This window comes from Vibrio sp. McD22-P3, from assembly GCF_021568915.1.
GTDB classification, from domain to species: Bacteria; Pseudomonadota; Gammaproteobacteria; order Enterobacterales; family Vibrionaceae; genus Vibrio; species Vibrio mediterranei.
The window spans coordinates 174,473-190,424 of the sequence record NZ_JAKGTN010000012.1 but is presented as its reverse complement, the minus strand read 5'-3'; the positions used below and the strand labels follow the sequence as shown (position 1 = coordinate 190,424).

Here is a 15,952-nt window from a genome sequence, read left to right as displayed (position 1 = left end):
TTGCTCGTATGTTCACAAAATCAACACAATTTATGTGGTTATAGAGGGTGGGATAGAAGAGAGGTCGGTGAGCCTTATCAGGTGATGTTCAGAAAAAGAAAATTTCAGAATTACATGTGGTTAGTTTAGTTATAACCTATTGAAAAAGATGTGGTTTAATTAGTTCAGTTCAAGTTAGTATCTTTGATTTTAAAAAATGCTACTTAAATAAATATTCAATGGTCTATTTTAATATGCCTACAGTGTAATATAGGAGTAGTCTTATTATTATCTATAGTAGTGCCAATTAATAAATTTAAATGCATCAATATTAACTGTCTGATATCTATAATTATATTTTAAATGAATGTGAATAATTTCCGATCATGTTCAAATAATCATGTAAAAATTAGTAAACTGGATTTTATTAATAGTTAGGTTAGGATAATATTGTTCACTAATTAAGACAGAGATGTCTTTTATTTATCAACCTGATTAGAATAACTTGTTGTAATAATGGTAAAAAAGATTTTTTCACCGTTGTGGGTGTTAGCGCTTTCTGTTGCTTTCCTGTTTTCCCACAGCGCTCGCAGTGAAGCGGAGATTAGTCCAACATCGGCTAAAGGCATATACAACAGCGCTAAGCTGTATGGGATCGTCGACTTTCAGTTGTTTAAAGATGCCTATAATGCATATGAAAGTACTACCAATCGCAGTAAATCACTATTAACTATTATTGATTATTCGAAGCCCTCTACAGAAAAACGCTTTTATGTCATAGATATGGCGAAAAAGTCTTTGGTTTTTAATACGTATGTAGCTCATGGTGTTAATAGTGGTAAAAAGACGGCGACTAAGTTTTCAAATATTATAAATTCTCGCAAGACATCACTGGGGACATTTTTAACGGACACGACTTATTACGGCTCTAATGGTTATTCACTAAGATTGGATGGACTAACAAAAGGCGTTAATGATAATGCTCGTGACCGATATATTGTTGTTCATGGAGCAGATTACGCTAACGAATCTTTCATGAAGAAAAACGGCTATCTTGGTCGTAGTTGGGGTTGCCCAGCCTTGCCGGAAAAGCTGTCTAAAGAAATTATTGATACGATTAAAGGCGGCAGTGTTATTTACGCTAGCTCTTAATGAATAATTATCTGATTTTTAAATTAAAAAGCCCACTATGAATAGTGGGCTTTTTGCTGTCTAGCTAAGCGTTTTGCTTTGGTTTACTAGCACGAGGTTTGCTTGGTCTAGGCTTACGCTTCTTGTTCGCACCGTTGTTTGCATTATTCGTACTGTTACGATGATTAGCGTTACCTGACTCACCGTCGCTATTACGCTTAGTATTGAACTTTCTTGGTTTACGAGGCTTTTCAGAACGAGGCTTATCTGCACGACCATGTCCGGATGCAGTCGATTTCTCTTGGCCTTCTTGTTTAGGCTTTTTTGGTTTCTTCGGCTTCTTCGGTTTAATTGGGCGCGTGTCCAGCTTTGACTCAGGAACGGCGTTTACTGGTTTGAATCCCTCTAACTCGAATCGGTCAATAAGTTTACCGATCAGTCTTTCAATACCGAATAGCTCTTTTGTTTCATCAGCACATACTAAAGAGTACGCTTTACCAGTTTCACCAGCGCGGCCTGTACGACCAATTCGGTGAACGTAGTCTTCAGAGACATGAGGAAGATCAAAGTTGACCACTTGAGGTAGCTGTGGGATATCGAGTCCACGAGCCGCGATGTCAGTTGCCACTAGTACGCGAATTTGCCCGGTTTTAAAGTGCTCAAGTGCTTTAGTTCGCGCGCCTTGGCTCTTGTTACCATGAATCGCGAGTGCTGTGATTTTCTTACCTTCAAGGAAACGGGCGAGACGGTTTGCGCCGTGTTTAGTCTTACAAAAGACTAAGACTTGCTTCCAGCTACCATCGTCTATTAGCTTGGCCAGCATAGCTGGTTTTTGCTTCTTATCTGCCACGTATAAGCTTTGCTCTACGAGTTTTGTGGTTGAGTTTGGCGGTGTGACTGATACTTCAATAGGGTTATTCACCAACCCTTTAGCCAGATCACGAATCTCGTTGGAGAAAGTGGCTGAAAATAGTAGGTTTTGGCGGTTTTTCGGCAATAAATCGAGGATTTTCTTAATATCGCGGAAGAACCCCATATCTAACATACGGTCGGCTTCATCAAGTACGAGCACTTCAAGTTGAGAGAACTTAATGGCGTTTTGCTGGTAAAGATCAAGTAGACGACCTGGTGTAGCAACCATCACGTCACAGCCCTTACGCAGCTTCAGCATTTGTGGGTTGATCTTCACGCCACCGAACACGCACTGTGAGGTTAGTGGAAGGTTAGTGCTGTATTTGAACACGCTCTCATGAACCTGTGCAGCAAGCTCACGCGTTGGGGTAAGGATAAGCGCGCGAATATGATTGCCTTTCACTCGCTGACCTGAGTTTAATCTTTCAAGTAACGGTAGCGCAAAGCCAGCGGTTTTACCTGTGCCGGTTTGTGCTGCAGCCATAACATCCTTGCCTTCGATAATTGCAGGAATGGCTTGCTCTTGAATTGGTGATGCCTTTTCGTAACCTAGATCTTGGATAGCACGAAGAATAGGAGTCGAAAGACCTAAAGATTCAAAACTCATAGTGGTACTCGTCGGTGGAGTGAGAAAAGTGGCAGTCATGGGATAGAGCAAATCTATCGTTATAAAAGGCCGTAAACCCAAGGATAGGGTAAGGCGCGCTATTCTGCGTGCTTTTGTGACGAACTTCAATACAATTCTCGTCGATTTGCGCTATTGAAATTTGTAGGTAAGGTGTTTATATTGTCGCCGCCTAACGGGCACACCCTAAAATGCACATTCGCCATCCCGCCATCACTGGTGCATTTATATTGGTGTTTTAGAACTTTCATGCAAACGACTACTCGTCCTTTTTCTCGTTTTACTCGTGAATCGGGTGCATTAATGCATCTGTCGATACCTATTATTCTGACTCAGCTTGCCACTCAAGCGATGGGTTTTGTGGATACCACAATGGCTGGTCAAGTGAGTGCTGCCGATCTCGCGGCGATCGCCTTGGGTGCTAGTCTGTGGATTCCAGTTTTATTGCTGCTTCGCGGCGTGATTATGGCGCTTACTCCGGTAGTGGCATATCACCGTGGTGCGCGTGACTTTGAGAGCATCTCTGTCGAGTTCTTTCAAATGGTTTGGCTCGCATTGATTTCTAGCGCGCTGCTGGTGGCTTACTTGGTCAGCGCGAAACCTATCTTAGAGTGGATAGGGGTTGCATCAGAAATTATCCCTATTGCTAGTGATTATGCGTTTGCCTTGGCGTTTGGTGTGCCGGGTATTGCTCTGTTCTATACCTTAAATGGTTTCTGCGAAGGGATGAACAATACTAAAGCGCCGATGATCATTTCAGTTATTGGCTTGTTGGTGAACATTCCGGTTAACTACATCTTAATTTACGGCAAGTTTGGGTTTCCTGAACTCGGTGCGGTAGGCTGTGGTTGGGCAACCAGTTTGGTGTATTGGTTAATGTCAGGACTATTGTATTCCTACATTAAAGGTCATCATCACTACAAAACGATCATTCGGTTTACTGATATTAAACCAAGAGCAAAAGAGATGATTCATTTGCTTAGGTTAGGTCTACCGATCGGTATGAACATTGCGGTTTGCGGCAGTATTTTTGCTGTCATCGCCTTGTTGATCGGTCGTATTGGAGCGGAAAATGTTGCGGCTGCGCAGATCGCCTTGAATATCTCCAGCATGACTTACGTGATTCCAATGAGCATTTCGTTTGGTATCACTATTCGTGTGGGCCACGCATTAGGTGCTAAAGACGAGATAGGCGCGATTGAACGCAGTAAAATCGGAATCTTGGTTGCAGGATTGATGTCGTTAATATCGGTGACAATTTTCTTGTTGTTCCCGGATTGGATTATTCGACTTTACACTACAGACCCAGCAGTGAGTGCGACAGCAGCAACGCTACTTGTGTTTACAGCGATGTACCAGTTTAGTGATGCGCTGCAAACCTCTTCGAACGGTGCGCTCCGTGGGTATAAAGACACGAAAGTGCCGATGTTGTTGGCGATTGCTTCTTATTGGGGATTGGCATTGCCGCTTGGCATAGTGCTAGGGCTGACAGATCATATTGTGCCAGCTATGGGTGAAAAAGGTTTTTGGATCGGCATTCTTACGGGACTGACTGTGGCTGCGATATTGATGTTGCTGCGTTTACGTCACGTAATTAAAAAGCGTCCGCCTATTACTTCTGATAGAGCTTCTGATGGAATGACTACTCGCTAATAGTAAAAGCGCGTGATACCTGAGAAAGGGTCACGCGCTTTTTGATTACTCGTTAGCTCCTAGAGCAGTAATCGTCCGTTTTTATAGCTAAGTCCATTCTCAACATCGCTGCCAAGCAGCACTGGACCATCGAGATCCACCACTTCTGCTTTAGTTGCTATAGGCAATGCTGCTTTCATTGCCATTGACGTTCCCAGCATACAACCGCTCATGACCATAAGTCCCAGTTCACGAGCTCTTCCCTCTAGTGCTAAGGCTTCTGTTAATCCGCCAGTTTTATCAAGTTTAATGTTGATCATCTCATAACAATCGACGAGTTCATCTAGCTCGGCTCTGGTATGGCAACTCTCATCAGCGCACAGTGGGATAGGGTGGGGAATACCCTTGAGTAAGTCATCTTGGCCACTAGGAACGGGCTGCTCAATCATGGTGATGTCTAGCGGTGCTAATTGACCGAACAAGGACTCAAGATCAAGTGAAGCCCACGCTTCATTAGCGTCAATGACGATCTTCACTTCAGACGATAATGCTCGAATAGCGGCTATTTTCTCAACGATATCCTCGTTATCGAGTTTGACCTTCAGCAGCGTTGCACCTTCATCAATATACTGCTTTGCTTGGCTTGTCATGGTGTTGAGGTCAGCAACAGACACCGTCATCGCAGTTTCGATACTGGGTGCAATCGCAAAATAGGGTGATGGGAACTGGCTATCAGAGAGCTGACTTTCAAGCGACCATAACGCGCAATCAATAGCATTTCGAGCAGCGCCAGCCGGATAGTTTTGCAAGGCGAGTCGCGCTTCAAAGGGGTCTTGGGTCACTAGGTCGGCACTAAACTCATTGATTTGTGCCATGACTGATTCCACCGACTCACCATATCTCGGATAAGGCGTACACTCCCCTTGTCCAAGTTGTCCTTGGTATTCGATGGACACACGAACTACTTCACAGTGAGTACGTGTGCCTCTGGATATCGTGAAGGGCTTCGCGAGTTTAATTGAGTGATGGTGCGCTTCAATCTTCATAAGATTCTCACAACGTTTTTAGCTTGTTAGCGATTGAGTCTACCCCAAAACGAACAGGGTCCGTTACGGGAAGGTCAAACTGTTCACTCCATTGTTGACAGAGTTCTTTGGCGTCAGACTCATCCAATATGGAAGTATTTAAACAGATACCTGCAAATTGGACTTTGGGGTTAGTCACACGTGCTGCCAAAAGGTTAGCGTTAATTGTTTGCTCAATCGTGGGCAATTGCGCGTGGGGGAGGTGGCGAATATGCTGACGTCCAACTTCGTGACAAAGAACAAGCGCATCTGGCTGAGCTCCGTGCAATAGTCCCAAGCTTACGCCAGCAAAGGATGGGTTGAAAAGAGAGCCTTGTCCTTCAATGATATCCCAATCATGATCGTTAAACTCAGGACTTAAAGCTTCTACGGCACCAGAAATGAAGTCTGCTACGACCGCATCCACTGAAATGCCTTGACCGTCGATTAATATGCCGGTTTGCCCCGTTGCTTTGAATCTAGCGTCAACATTGAGCTGCTTGAGGGCTTGTTCGATGGCGAGGGCACTGAACATTTTCCCTACTGAGCAATCTGTTCCAACCGTGAGTAGTCGTTTCCCCGAGCGCTTTTTACCGTTACCTACTGCAAGGCGTTCGTCATAGTGTCTAACATCAAACAACTGGATTAAGCCTTGATCTGCCATTTGGGCTAACTCTGGTATGTCTGTCAGTCTTTGATGCATTCCCGATGCAATATCTAACCCTAGCTTTGCTGCAGCAATGAGTGTCTCTACCCAGTTTCTAGGAATAAAGCCGCCCGCATTGGCGGTGCCTATGACCAGCGTTTTTACGCCTTGTTTTTTAGCCTGCTCAAGTGTTAATTCAGTAAGCCCTAAAGAGACTGTATCCTCGGTTAGCCTGAGTTGCCCTAAACAGGCATCTGGGCGCCATTTGACAATACCGCGCGCGGTTTTTGCTGAGAGAGGATCAGTGACGTCACCGAGGAAAAGCAAGTAAGGCTGAGAAATGTTCATAGTGTCCCTTTATTCACAAGTAGCGAGATTCACAAGTAGCCCGCTTTACAGCTAGGTAAATTCCTAGCAGCGAGGCTAATGCTATCTAAGATAGGGAGGGAACACTCTAATAGCGAATGCTCGTTTGTTGGTCGCCTATAACATTAGGTTATAGGTGGCTATATGTTGTAACTAAGCGCTTGCGTGATTCTTCAACATCGAAAGAAAAGATCTCGTCGCAATCGAAAAAGGATGTAAGTCGCTGGTAAGTAGTGAGACGGAACAGTCAATAACGTCGGATAGCTGGAGGCTATGTAAGTTCTCACTTGCCGCATATTGGCTGGCAGTCCAAGGGTCAACAATCGCAATACCAGCTCCAAGAGCGGCCAGTTCTGCACCTGAACTGTAATTCCTAACTGTAAGGGACGGAACAAAATCAGGCTGTATTTGCTCAAGGGCGAGCGTGAGTTTCTGCCCTAAAGGATCGCGCCTGTCTAGGGCGATGATGTTTAATTCATCGTCCAACAGAGCTTCTAACGTCACTACAGGGGGGTTATTCTCGCCTTCGCTAAATCGAGTGAAACCAGAGGTTGGTACTAGAACTTGCATTGATTTCTTGGCCAGAAGTTGGTGAGAAATACCGGCAGGAGTGTCTTCACCAAACGCGACAGCAATATCGAGCGCATTGTCGAGTAATGCGTCGCACAGTTCACTGCGATTACCGGTGACCAGTTCTATTGAGCATTGATGTGCTTGATGAAACTGTGCAATCACCGGTGTCAGGAATTTTGTAGCTAATACTGGTGGCGCACCTATTCGAATATGTTGATGCCCTTTTTTAACCTTGTTGGTGAGGGTTTTAAATTGGCCGAGTTGTAGATAGATTTTCTCTACTTCTGGTAACAGGGTTCTGGCTTCTTGAGTGGGAACCAGACGACCTTTGACGCGCTCGAACAGAGAAAAGCCAAGCTGTAGCTCCGTATGAGCGAGTACACGGGTCACATTAGGTTGCGATACATGGAGGTTTTTCGCCGCGCCAGAGACGGTTCCCGTTTGCATAATCGCATAAAACACTTCTAGTTGACGTAAGTTCACAAAGACTCCATTCCCATACTGGCTCGCTGTAACTGTAATGGATCTTGCGCCTGAAGAGAATGACCGATTTTGACGCGATAAGGACTCTATCAGAAAACTGATGAAACCCTTATTTATTAAGCCTAAGTTGGCTTATTGCCTGTCTTGGTCAAAATCTCCGTGGAAATGGTCGTGATCAGACACACTGTCGGCGGCTTTTAGTTTTCCACCAATACGCAGAGTTTGTTTCGGCTGAACCTCATAGTGTGTGCTAAAGCGCGCAACTTGCGGTGCTGCCTCGGCAACCTCGGGGAAACAAGGTTTCGCTCATCGGGTAATAAGTTGTTTCGCAAAGAATTTGTTGAAGTTCAATTCAATATCAGAGGTGCCAAAAGGCGGCTCAAAACATGAGGACTAGATAAAACAAAGGCTCGAACCTAGGTTAGGTTCAAGCCTTGAGTTGAAATTAGAAGTTAGACGGCTGTGGCGGAATTAGCCGATGAAATGCGACCAAAATATGGATGACCAGACCATAAGTGCTAAACCAATTGCCAGAAACACAGCGGCAGAGCCGAGGTCTTTTGCGCGGCCTGAAAGCTCATGACGTTCTAAACCGATTCGATCAACAACGGCTTCAACCGCTGAGTTCATCAGTTCGACTATCATGACAAATACAACACTACTGACCAGAGCCACTTTCTGAAAAAGAGAAACATCGATGAGCAAAGCAATAACAACAGCGGCAATCAGTGCGACCACTTCTTGACGAAAGGCTGCCTCGTTCTTCCATGCTGCTATTAGCCCCGACCAAGAATATCGGGCGGCATAGATAATACGTTTAATTCCGGTGTTTTTTTGTATTTCACTCATAGTGTTAATTCAACTTCATTATTAGGGCATCGTTGCGATTGTTCGCATCTTGATCATCGACCGATTTAGAAATATTGGCGATCATTTGGAACTCTTCATGAGTCCAGATCTCTTTCTCATTTAATGCGGACGGCAGTATATCAAACGAAGCGATCTTGTCAGCAGCAACGAGCTGTAATTGACCAAACTGTTCAAGCTCGTTCAATGATGACAAGGAAAGTGGTGTACCTTTAGTGACTCCATTTGGGACCAAATCTAGGCTGTAGTGGTAATCGCGAGTCTTAACTACCCATTTATTTGGTAGGCGTTTGCTACTATCCCGCCAGATACCATCCAGCTTTTTAAGCTGTGCGATGGTGGTGTCTTCGTCTTGGGCATCTAACATCTTTAGGTGTTTTCTGAAGTATTGTGGAAATAACACGACAAAGGCATCTTGAGTGATGTCAGGGTTGATCTTAATGATCTCCATCGCGATTAGCGCACCTAGCATATTTGAGTACAAATCTTCTGGAGAGAAGGCGGAAGGATACTCTTTAAACCCGCCGACAGACACTAACCCATACCATTGAGCAATTTCATGCCACTGTGCAAGGCGAAACGCCAGTAAACCTGCGAGCTTTGCCTGTTCGTTGTTAGCTGAGTCAAGCTGGTCTAAATTATTGAACACAATTCTTCGAGCACGAAGTTCTGGCGTCAGAGCCAATTCAAATTCGTCACTGTCGCGATTTTTGATGCTGTGATATAGGTATAAGGTGAAGTCTGCAGTATCTCTCACATGCGCGGTATCGATGAAGCCACCTTTATTTGAGAATATCAGACCGTTAACTTCGTCTGACGTGCCGATAAGACTGCCTATGACACTCGAAGAACCATCATTAAACACATGAGCATCAACGTCTTCGACATTAAGTACGTTTTTAATGGAGTAGAAAGGGACGGGAACGCTTCCTAGCTCTGCTTTTAGGCCTGTTCCAAAGGCGCAGCATGGTCTTATCCCTACTGGTACAGTGTTTACGTCCGCAAAACTAGGCTGAACAAACGTAAAAGCTAAACTAAGTAGTAATAATATTCTTCTCATAATCAACCAAAAATCAGTATGTGGAACAAAAAAACGGCAAAGTGTGCAGTTTACACAGCCTTGCTTTGTCAAAAAAATGCAAGAATTTATGGTGACGATAATAAATCAATGAATTGATGAGGTTTACCATTTCGTGCCAGCTGCGATTTCTACGTGGTTTCTACCTCGCTTTTTGGCGGCGTAGAGGGCTTCATCCGCATTTTCAAGCATGTTTTGTGGAGTAATTGGATGGTCACCTAAGTGCTGAAACGCGACACCAATGGAAATGGTCACAATGTCATAAGGGTCATTACCGGAATGCGTGATGTTGAGTTTCTCTACTTCTTGTCGCATTTGCTGTGCCAGCACGACACTCTCTTCTTGTGAGGTATTGACGAGAAGTGCACAAAACTCTTCTCCCCCAATTCTTGCCACCATATGACCACAGGGAGACAACACCTGCTTGAGTGCTTGCGCCACATAACGAAGGGCAAAGTCTCCTTGGACATGACCATAGGTGTCGTTGTATTGCTTAAAGTGGTCGACATCTATCATCATAGTCGTAATGGTACTAACAAAGAGGCTTTCGGTGTTGTGGGCGAGCTCAGACATAAAGGGACGGCGGTTGGGTAGGCCAGTTAGTTCATCTGTTTCGGCAGCGATATGTAACCTGCGATTTGTTTCGATGAGCTCATCTTGTAGGGCAGTCATCTCGTTATGATTTTTCAAGCGAATATGCAGTTCACTAACGGTGGTTGATAATCGACTTAAAATGGTTTTCTGTGTTTCTGTCCATTGCTGGTGATGATGCAAGTTAGACGCACTCAATATGCCGAAGACAGACTGACCATCAATAAGAGGAAATAGAGCAATAGAGCTGACATTCTGGGCTCTGAGTAGTGCGTATTCAGTTTGTGCACTGTCTTTAATCGATTCGATGTCATCAATAATGATGGGGTCGAGAGACAGTAAACGTCTTTGCAGTAATGTCATGGCTTCGATATTAAAACCTTCACCTAAAGGATTTTTTGAACCATCAGCCCGCCATGAATAGCTGAACGTGGCCATCTGTTCTTGGATTGAGAGTATGCTAATACGATCAATTTCTAAAACTCGTCCTATCGGTTCAAACGCGCTATACATCACTTCGGTAACATTATCTTCGTTACATGTGAGAATGTTTAATGACATATCTGCCAAAATGCGATGTAACTTACTTTGCGTTTTGTATGCTTCCGTTTGCTGTTCAATAGAATGTTTAAGTTGACTCTGATGCTGCAATAGCTGGCGTTCAGTTTTTTTCTGTGCCGCAATCGCATTTCGAGAAGTGTTGTTTAGGTTTTGCAAGGCGTGAGCAACGTAAGTTAACTCATCTTTACGCTCAGTTAAGCTGTGGGGCAGTTTAACTTTGCTTGAAGTTCTTGGACTAATATCTTTCGAAAGACGATAGAGTTCTAAGAGTGGCGTCGTGATCAGCTTACGAACAATAAAGAGAATAACGACAAGAATAATAACAGCTTCGATAATATTAAGTAGCAACCCCAATGCAAGCTTAGATATCACCTCTTCTTGGATAATGCTGTCGTCAATCATGTAGGAGATGTTGCCTAGGTAGCGGCCGTTATATCGCAGTTCCAATATCGAGGGGCTGGTTTTGATGTTTGGTGATAAATTGGCGTCTAAATAGGTGCCATCGACACCAGTTAATCGAATATTACGAATGTAATCATCTTCACTAATGCTCAGCATAAGTTGCTGAAGTTGAGAGAGGTCTAGATCCCACAATGATTCTGCAATGGGATAGGTGAGCGAATGTACATGCGCTCGAGCATGTTTGTTCACTTTGTGTATCTCTTGTCGATAATCAATGTAGGCTTGAATAGCGATGTTGAAGAGTGTCAACGTACCAGTGACGATAATCAAAATAGTGATAATTTTGTTGCGGATGGACATAGCATTGAAGCGCTGCATCTATCGTTCACTCACTTTTGACAACAAAAGGGTCGATTGGGTTGGCAAAAATGTCGATATTTTCGAAGTCTATGTTGCTCCATGCTTTGTCCTCAAGCGTAGAGAAAAGCTCAGAGGGGTAACGAATGATTTGAAATAGATTGAATTTGGTTCTTTGTGGCCAACGCTGGTCTTTCTGGTGATGATGAATCTTAACCATTTGCAAGCCGACTGCTGTGAAGTGTCCACCGCCCAAAGAAGTAATGTGTCCATCTTTCAGTTCCGATAGTACCGACTGTGAGGTGTTGATCGTGCTAATAAAGATGTCGTTGCCGATACTGCGTCCCGCTTCGCTAATTGCTTTTTGAGCACCAAATGCCATGTGATCGTTGGCGGTCCAGATGTAACGGACTTTTGAATGGCGTTTAAGCAGGACTTTGGTTTGTTCATAAGCCAGATCCTCTCGCCAGTCTCCGTAAACTCGCTGCGCAACCGTAGTGTGTTCTTGCTGCATCACAAACGCCATAGCACCTGCTTCGCGATTTTTTGAGGCTGGAGTGTTTTTATCTCCTGACAGGATTAAGAAGGCGCCTTGTTTATCCTTTCCTTTTTGATACAGATCTTTGGCAGTGAGATATCCGATATTAAAGTTATTGGGAAATACGCCAGGCATAAGTCGCGTATTCCATATTGGATCGGTTCGCAGCGTTTGTTTGCTTGAAGGGGAGAGGTCGTTAAGTACGAAGGAAACAAAGCAATTTGATTCAGATAGCATGTTCAATAATGCAAGGCCGTTGCTTTTTTCGTTAACGAGAACGACATAGTCGGGCTTGGGTAAAACTTGCATCCGTTCTGCAAGCAACTGTTGTGTCAGAATGTGGTCTCTATTGCCGTGAAGTATCTCCAAGGTTAAGCCAAGCGAAGATGCCGCTGCTTGAGCGTAGCCGTCAACGTCTCCCCAGAAGCTTTCATCGGCGAAGCCTGGGTTAACGAATAGAACTCTTGTCGTCATGTTCTGGTTCGCACTCAACGCGAACGGACTATGAATGATAAGCAAGCAGCATATCAACCAAATGGATCTCCAAATCATACTAACACTCCCTGTGTTAGAGAAAATTATGGGATTTAGATCACATTAAGTCGAATGGATTGGTTTGAATTTGTTGCAGATTATTCGAGTTTCTCATTTCTTGAACGCTTTTTTGGTTTTGAGATAGCAGAAATGAAAGACATCAGCCACGAGGTAGGGCGTGGCTGATGTGGGTTTGCTTATAGGGATAAAGGTTTTGATTTTATGATTCGTTTTGCCCAAGCCCTTGCGGGATGCAGTTGTGCTAAAACATCCACGGGTAGCGGAAGAGGATCACCGCAAATCTCAGAGGCTAATAGCTCAGCCAAAAGTGGCGCAGAACTCAGTCCTCTAGAGCCTAAACCGAGCATACAATATAAGCCGCCATAATTCGGAAGTTCACTTAACGTGTTGTCGTCCTCGGAATAAGAGGCATCCAGCTTATCAAAATCACACACTTGACCAACGAAGGGTAAGTGATCTCGACTTACGGTGCGAATTCCCTGTCGTGACTGGTTATCTGAGGTGTCTACCTCATTTACCCATTCGACGTCTCGAATACAGTGTCTGAGTTTTTCTGCATTTTCGAACTGAGCTTGTTGATCAAATTGGTTATCGATGTGTTTTCGATCGTAGCTTGCGCCGATGCAATGGGTGCCTGTTTGTGGATTGTTTGGCGTCATGTAACCGTCATAACATAGCACCGACTTTAGCGATTTGAGCTTATCTGTCGTCTGAATATGGCTGACTTGTCCTTTTACCGCCGTAAGATGCAGTTTCTCTGTTTGTTTTATAGCACTGAATTTATGGCCATTAGCAACGATAACTGTGTCGAAGTGAGTTTGATGGATAGTGCCGTCAACGAGGATGACTTGCCACTTTCCGTCCTGCGCTTGTTTTAGCTCAGCTACTTCTAAATTAAAGTAAGCACTACTTTTTCCATCGTTTACACTACTTTGGATTAGACCTTGAGTGAGCTGGAATGGACATAACCAACCTCCGAGAGGGTAGTGAATGCTCGCATGCGGCGAAGGGAGGCCGATGGTCTCTGAGGTTTGTTCTGCATCCAACTTATGGATAAGCGCTGTCGGAAAGCCTCCTGACAACATACGTTCGAGTTTAGTAGCAGATTTTTCGTCCCACATCAGTTGCGTGACACCGCACCAGTCGTGGTCGTAAGGGATTGTGGTTGCTGCTTGCTCCGCAAACTGGCGGGCATAAATAAATGCTGGAGCAAACACTCTCGATACGCCTTTGTGTTCGCCGTTAAGAAGTGGGTAAACCGCACCTTGTTTGTTTCCGGATGCACCTTGAGCAGGTTCACTGTCTTTGCAAAATAGTTGACTGTGAATTCCTCGATTTGCTAACGCTTTTATTAGGCAAGCACTGGCAATACCGCCACCAATGATGGCTACTTGTTCTGGTGTATTTAGATTTGGTCGATAATACAGTGAGTGATAGTTTGTGAATGGCATTTTCTGAGCGATTTGACCGACAATCATGTCACGCTTTGTGCCAAAACCTTTGGCTTTACGCATATCGAAACCAGCTTCGATTAAACCTCTTCGAACAAAACCTGCTGCCGTGAACGTTGCACAAGTACAATCTAGTTTACCGAGCTTAACCATGCCGTTAAACAGCTCTTGATTCCACATCTCTGGGTTCTTACTTGGCGCAAAACCATCTAAGAACCAACAATCTACTATACCTTCGTTTGGTGTCGGTACTAGCGGCATGCAGTCTTTTATATCGCCAAACCAGAGATCCAGCGTTATCGCGCCATCCGCTAAGACAATGCGATGACATTCCGGTACAGCCATAGGGTAATGTGCTTGCAACTGTTCGGCATAAGGCGCTAACTCCGGCCATGCTTGATGCGCTTTTTCTAGATCGGTTTTTGAGAGAGGGTATTTCTCAAAGCTAATAAAATGCAGTTCTTGAAGTGTCGAATCCGGGTTGCTCATTCGGAACTGTTCGAACCATTGCCATACTGCGAGGAAATTGAGGCCGGTACCAAATCCGGTTTCAGCAATGACAAAACGTCGTTGTTCGAAATCCTGCCAACGCTCCGGAAGGCGATTTTGTTTCAAAAAAACGTAACGTGTTTCTTCTAACCCATTGACATTAGAGAAGTAAACATCGTCAAATTGGTCTGAAACTGGAGTACCCGACTCATTCCAGTCGAGTTGAGCGTGAGTGATGGAAGTCATAATATTGACACTTAACTTGTGTTATACCCGTTACTAGAAAGTTATCACAACTACAGTTATTAGGGCATCGATAGCATTTATTGGTGCGGATTGTACGAATTTATGGGAAAGCTGACCACTTATATCCTGTATCTTCGTTATCATTTAGCAGTTTTTGAATTTATAGGAAAGTCACATGAAACGAGTCGTAATTACCGGTATGGGTATTGTTTCGAGCATCGGTAACAACGTAGAAGAAGTTTTAGCGTCTCTAAAAGCAGGCCGTTCTGGTATTAACGCCTCTGAGCAGTTCAAAGAGATGGGCCTTCGTTCTCAAGTGTGGGGCGACCTGAAAATGAACCCTGCTGAGCACATTGATCGTAAAAAAATGCGCTTTATGGGTGATGCTGCGGCATACGCTTATCTATCTATGGAACAAGCCATTGCTGATGCGGGTCTAACAGAAGACCAAGTGTCAAATGACCGTACGGGTATTGTTGCTGGTTCTGGTGGTGCTTCAGCACTAAACCAAACACTTGCGGTAGACACTATTCGCGAGAAAGGCGTGAAGCGTGTTGGTCCTTACATGGTACCTCGTACTATGTCTTCAACTGTTTCTGCATGTTTGGCTACTCCATTTAAAATCCGTGGTGTGAACTACACGATGAGTTCTGCATGTGCGACGTCGGCACACTGTATTGGCCATGCGATGGAACTGATTCAACTTGGTAAACAGGACATCGTATTTGCTGGTGGTGGTGAAGAGCTTGATTGGACTCAAACTATGATGTTTGATGCTATGGGCGCACTATCTACTAAATACAACGAAACACCAGAAAAAGCCTCTCGCACTTACGATGCAAACCGTGACGGTTTTGTTATCTCTGGTGGTGGCGGTATGGTTGTTGTCGAGGAACTTGAGCACGCTCTAGCTCGTGGCGCGACTATCTACGGTGAAATCGTAGGTTACGGTGCAACTTCTGATGGCTACGACATGGTAGCACCATCTGGCGAAGGTGCGGTTCGTTGTATGAAGATGGCGATGCAAGATGTAGAAGTGATTGATTATGTAAACACTCACGGAACATCAACTCCTGTTGGCGACGTAAAAGAACTGGGCGCTATTCAAGAAGTATTCGGCGGCAATAGCCCTGCAATCTCAGCGACAAAAGCAATGACAGGTCACGCATTGGGAGCAGCTGGTGTTCATGAAGCAATTTATTCTGCGCTAATGCTACATCACAGCTTTATTGCACCAAGCATCAACGTTGAAGAACTGGATGAGGCAGCCCAAGGCCTAGATATTGTTACTGAAACTCGTGAACAAGAACTGAATACAGTGATGTCAAACAGCTTTGGTTTTGGCGGTACTAACGCAACGTTAGTATTGAAAAAGTATCAAGGCTAAGACTGGATAATCAGTTATT

At 44.4% G+C, this 15,952-nt stretch carries 12 protein-coding genes; 3 read left to right on the top strand and 9 right to left on the bottom strand.

The window, feature by feature from the left end; translation table 11 throughout:
- The first annotated feature begins 495 nt into the window (after positions 1-495).
- Positions 496-1,131, top strand: coding sequence for a murein L,D-transpeptidase catalytic domain family protein (locus L2W36_RS15810; RefSeq protein ID WP_038229911.1), 636 nt, complete (start codon positions 496-498; stop codon positions 1,129-1,131).
- 64 nt (positions 1,132-1,195) lie between these two features.
- Here the strand turns inward: L2W36_RS15810 and L2W36_RS15805 are convergent, their stop codons facing one another.
- Positions 1,196-2,629: a DEAD/DEAH box helicase gene (locus L2W36_RS15805; RefSeq protein WP_236110547.1), complete on the bottom strand. Its 1,434-nt coding sequence runs from the start codon at positions 2,627-2,629 to the stop codon at positions 1,196-1,198.
- Between the two features lie 267 nt (positions 2,630-2,896).
- Here L2W36_RS15805 and L2W36_RS15800 point away from each other — a divergent pair, with 267 nt between their 5' ends.
- Complete coding sequence (locus L2W36_RS15800) at positions 2,897-4,300, top strand: MATE family efflux transporter (RefSeq protein ID WP_062463320.1); 1,404 nt, start codon at positions 2,897-2,899, stop codon at positions 4,298-4,300.
- Between the two features lie 59 nt (positions 4,301-4,359).
- On the opposite strand, the gene L2W36_RS15795 is transcribed toward L2W36_RS15800, so the two are convergent.
- From L2W36_RS15795 to mnmC, 8 genes are all read right to left on the bottom strand, one after another.
- Positions 4,360-5,325, bottom strand: a complete 966-nt coding sequence (locus L2W36_RS15795; protein ID WP_236110545.1) for an enolase C-terminal domain-like protein — start codon at positions 5,323-5,325, stop codon at positions 4,360-4,362.
- A 7-nt stretch (positions 5,326-5,332) separates the two neighbouring features.
- Positions 5,333-6,337 (bottom strand): N-acetyltransferase DgcN, encoded by a 1,005-nt coding sequence (gene dgcN / locus L2W36_RS15790; RefSeq protein WP_236110544.1) that lies wholly within the window; start codon positions 6,335-6,337, stop codon positions 5,333-5,335.
- Positions 6,338-6,508: 171 nt separating this feature from the next.
- Positions 6,509-7,411, bottom strand: a complete 903-nt coding sequence (locus L2W36_RS15785; protein WP_236110542.1) for a LysR family transcriptional regulator — start codon at positions 7,409-7,411, stop codon at positions 6,509-6,511.
- 471 nt (positions 7,412-7,882) lie between these two features.
- Entirely contained in the window at positions 7,883-8,260 is a 378-nt protein-coding gene (locus tag L2W36_RS15780) for a diacylglycerol kinase (RefSeq protein ID WP_236110540.1), read from the bottom strand.
- A gap of 4 nt (positions 8,261-8,264) precedes the next feature.
- Positions 8,265-9,338, bottom strand: coding sequence for a DUF4056 domain-containing protein (locus L2W36_RS15775; protein WP_236110538.1), 1,074 nt, complete (start codon positions 9,336-9,338; stop codon positions 8,265-8,267).
- A gap of 123 nt (positions 9,339-9,461) precedes the next feature.
- Positions 9,462-11,288 carry a GGDEF domain-containing protein gene (locus L2W36_RS15770; RefSeq protein ID WP_198557534.1) on the bottom strand — a complete coding sequence of 609 codons (1,827 nt, stop codon included), beginning with the start codon at positions 11,286-11,288 and terminating at the stop codon, positions 9,462-9,464.
- A gap of 7 nt (positions 11,289-11,295) precedes the next feature.
- Positions 11,296-12,357 carry an ABC transporter substrate-binding protein gene (locus L2W36_RS15765; RefSeq protein WP_236110537.1) on the bottom strand — a complete coding sequence of 354 codons (1,062 nt, stop codon included), beginning with the start codon at positions 12,355-12,357 and terminating at the stop codon, positions 11,296-11,298.
- A gap of 179 nt (positions 12,358-12,536) precedes the next feature.
- A complete protein-coding gene (mnmC, locus tag L2W36_RS15760) occupies positions 12,537-14,546 on the bottom strand; it encodes a bifunctional tRNA (5-methylaminomethyl-2-thiouridine)(34)-methyltransferase MnmD/FAD-dependent 5-carboxymethylaminomethyl-2-thiouridine(34) oxidoreductase MnmC (protein WP_236110535.1) in 2,010 nt (669 codons plus the stop codon).
- 175 nt (positions 14,547-14,721) lie between these two features.
- Between mnmC and fabB the strand changes: the two genes are divergently transcribed.
- Positions 14,722-15,933 carry a beta-ketoacyl-ACP synthase I gene (gene fabB, locus L2W36_RS15755; protein WP_236110533.1) on the top strand — a complete coding sequence of 404 codons (1,212 nt, stop codon included), beginning with the start codon at positions 14,722-14,724 and terminating at the stop codon, positions 15,931-15,933.
- Positions 15,934-15,952 lie beyond the last annotated feature (19 nt).

Bases quoted from the DNA above. Each gene is read 5' to 3' on its own strand.
- dgcN (WP_236110544.1), bottom strand. From the start codon at position 6,337: ATGAACATTTCTCAGCCTTACTTGCTTTTCCTCGGTGACGTCACTGAT.
- L2W36_RS15770 (WP_198557534.1), bottom strand. From the start codon at position 11,288: ATGCAGCGCTTCAATGCTATGTCCATCCGCAACAAAATTATCACTATT.
- fabB (WP_236110533.1), top strand. From the start codon at position 14,722: ATGAAACGAGTCGTAATTACCGGTATGGGTATTGTTTCGAGCATCGGT.
- L2W36_RS15780 (WP_236110540.1), bottom strand. From the start codon at position 8,260: ATGAGTGAAATACAAAAAAACACCGGAATTAAACGTATTATCTATGCC.
- L2W36_RS15765 (WP_236110537.1), bottom strand. From the start codon at position 12,357: ATGATTTGGAGATCCATTTGGTTGATATGCTGCTTGCTTATCATTCAT.
- L2W36_RS15800 (WP_062463320.1), top strand. From the start codon at position 2,897: ATGCAAACGACTACTCGTCCTTTTTCTCGTTTTACTCGTGAATCGGGT.
- mnmC (WP_236110535.1), bottom strand. From the start codon at position 14,546: ATGACTTCCATCACTCACGCTCAACTCGACTGGAATGAGTCGGGTACT.
- L2W36_RS15775 (WP_236110538.1), bottom strand. From the start codon at position 9,338: ATGAGAAGAATATTATTACTACTTAGTTTAGCTTTTACGTTTGTTCAG.
- L2W36_RS15795 (WP_236110545.1), bottom strand. From the start codon at position 5,325: ATGAAGATTGAAGCGCACCATCACTCAATTAAACTCGCGAAGCCCTTC.
- L2W36_RS15805 (WP_236110547.1), bottom strand. From the start codon at position 2,629: ATGAGTTTTGAATCTTTAGGTCTTTCGACTCCTATTCTTCGTGCTATC.
- L2W36_RS15810 (WP_038229911.1), top strand. From the start codon at position 496: ATGGTAAAAAAGATTTTTTCACCGTTGTGGGTGTTAGCGCTTTCTGTT.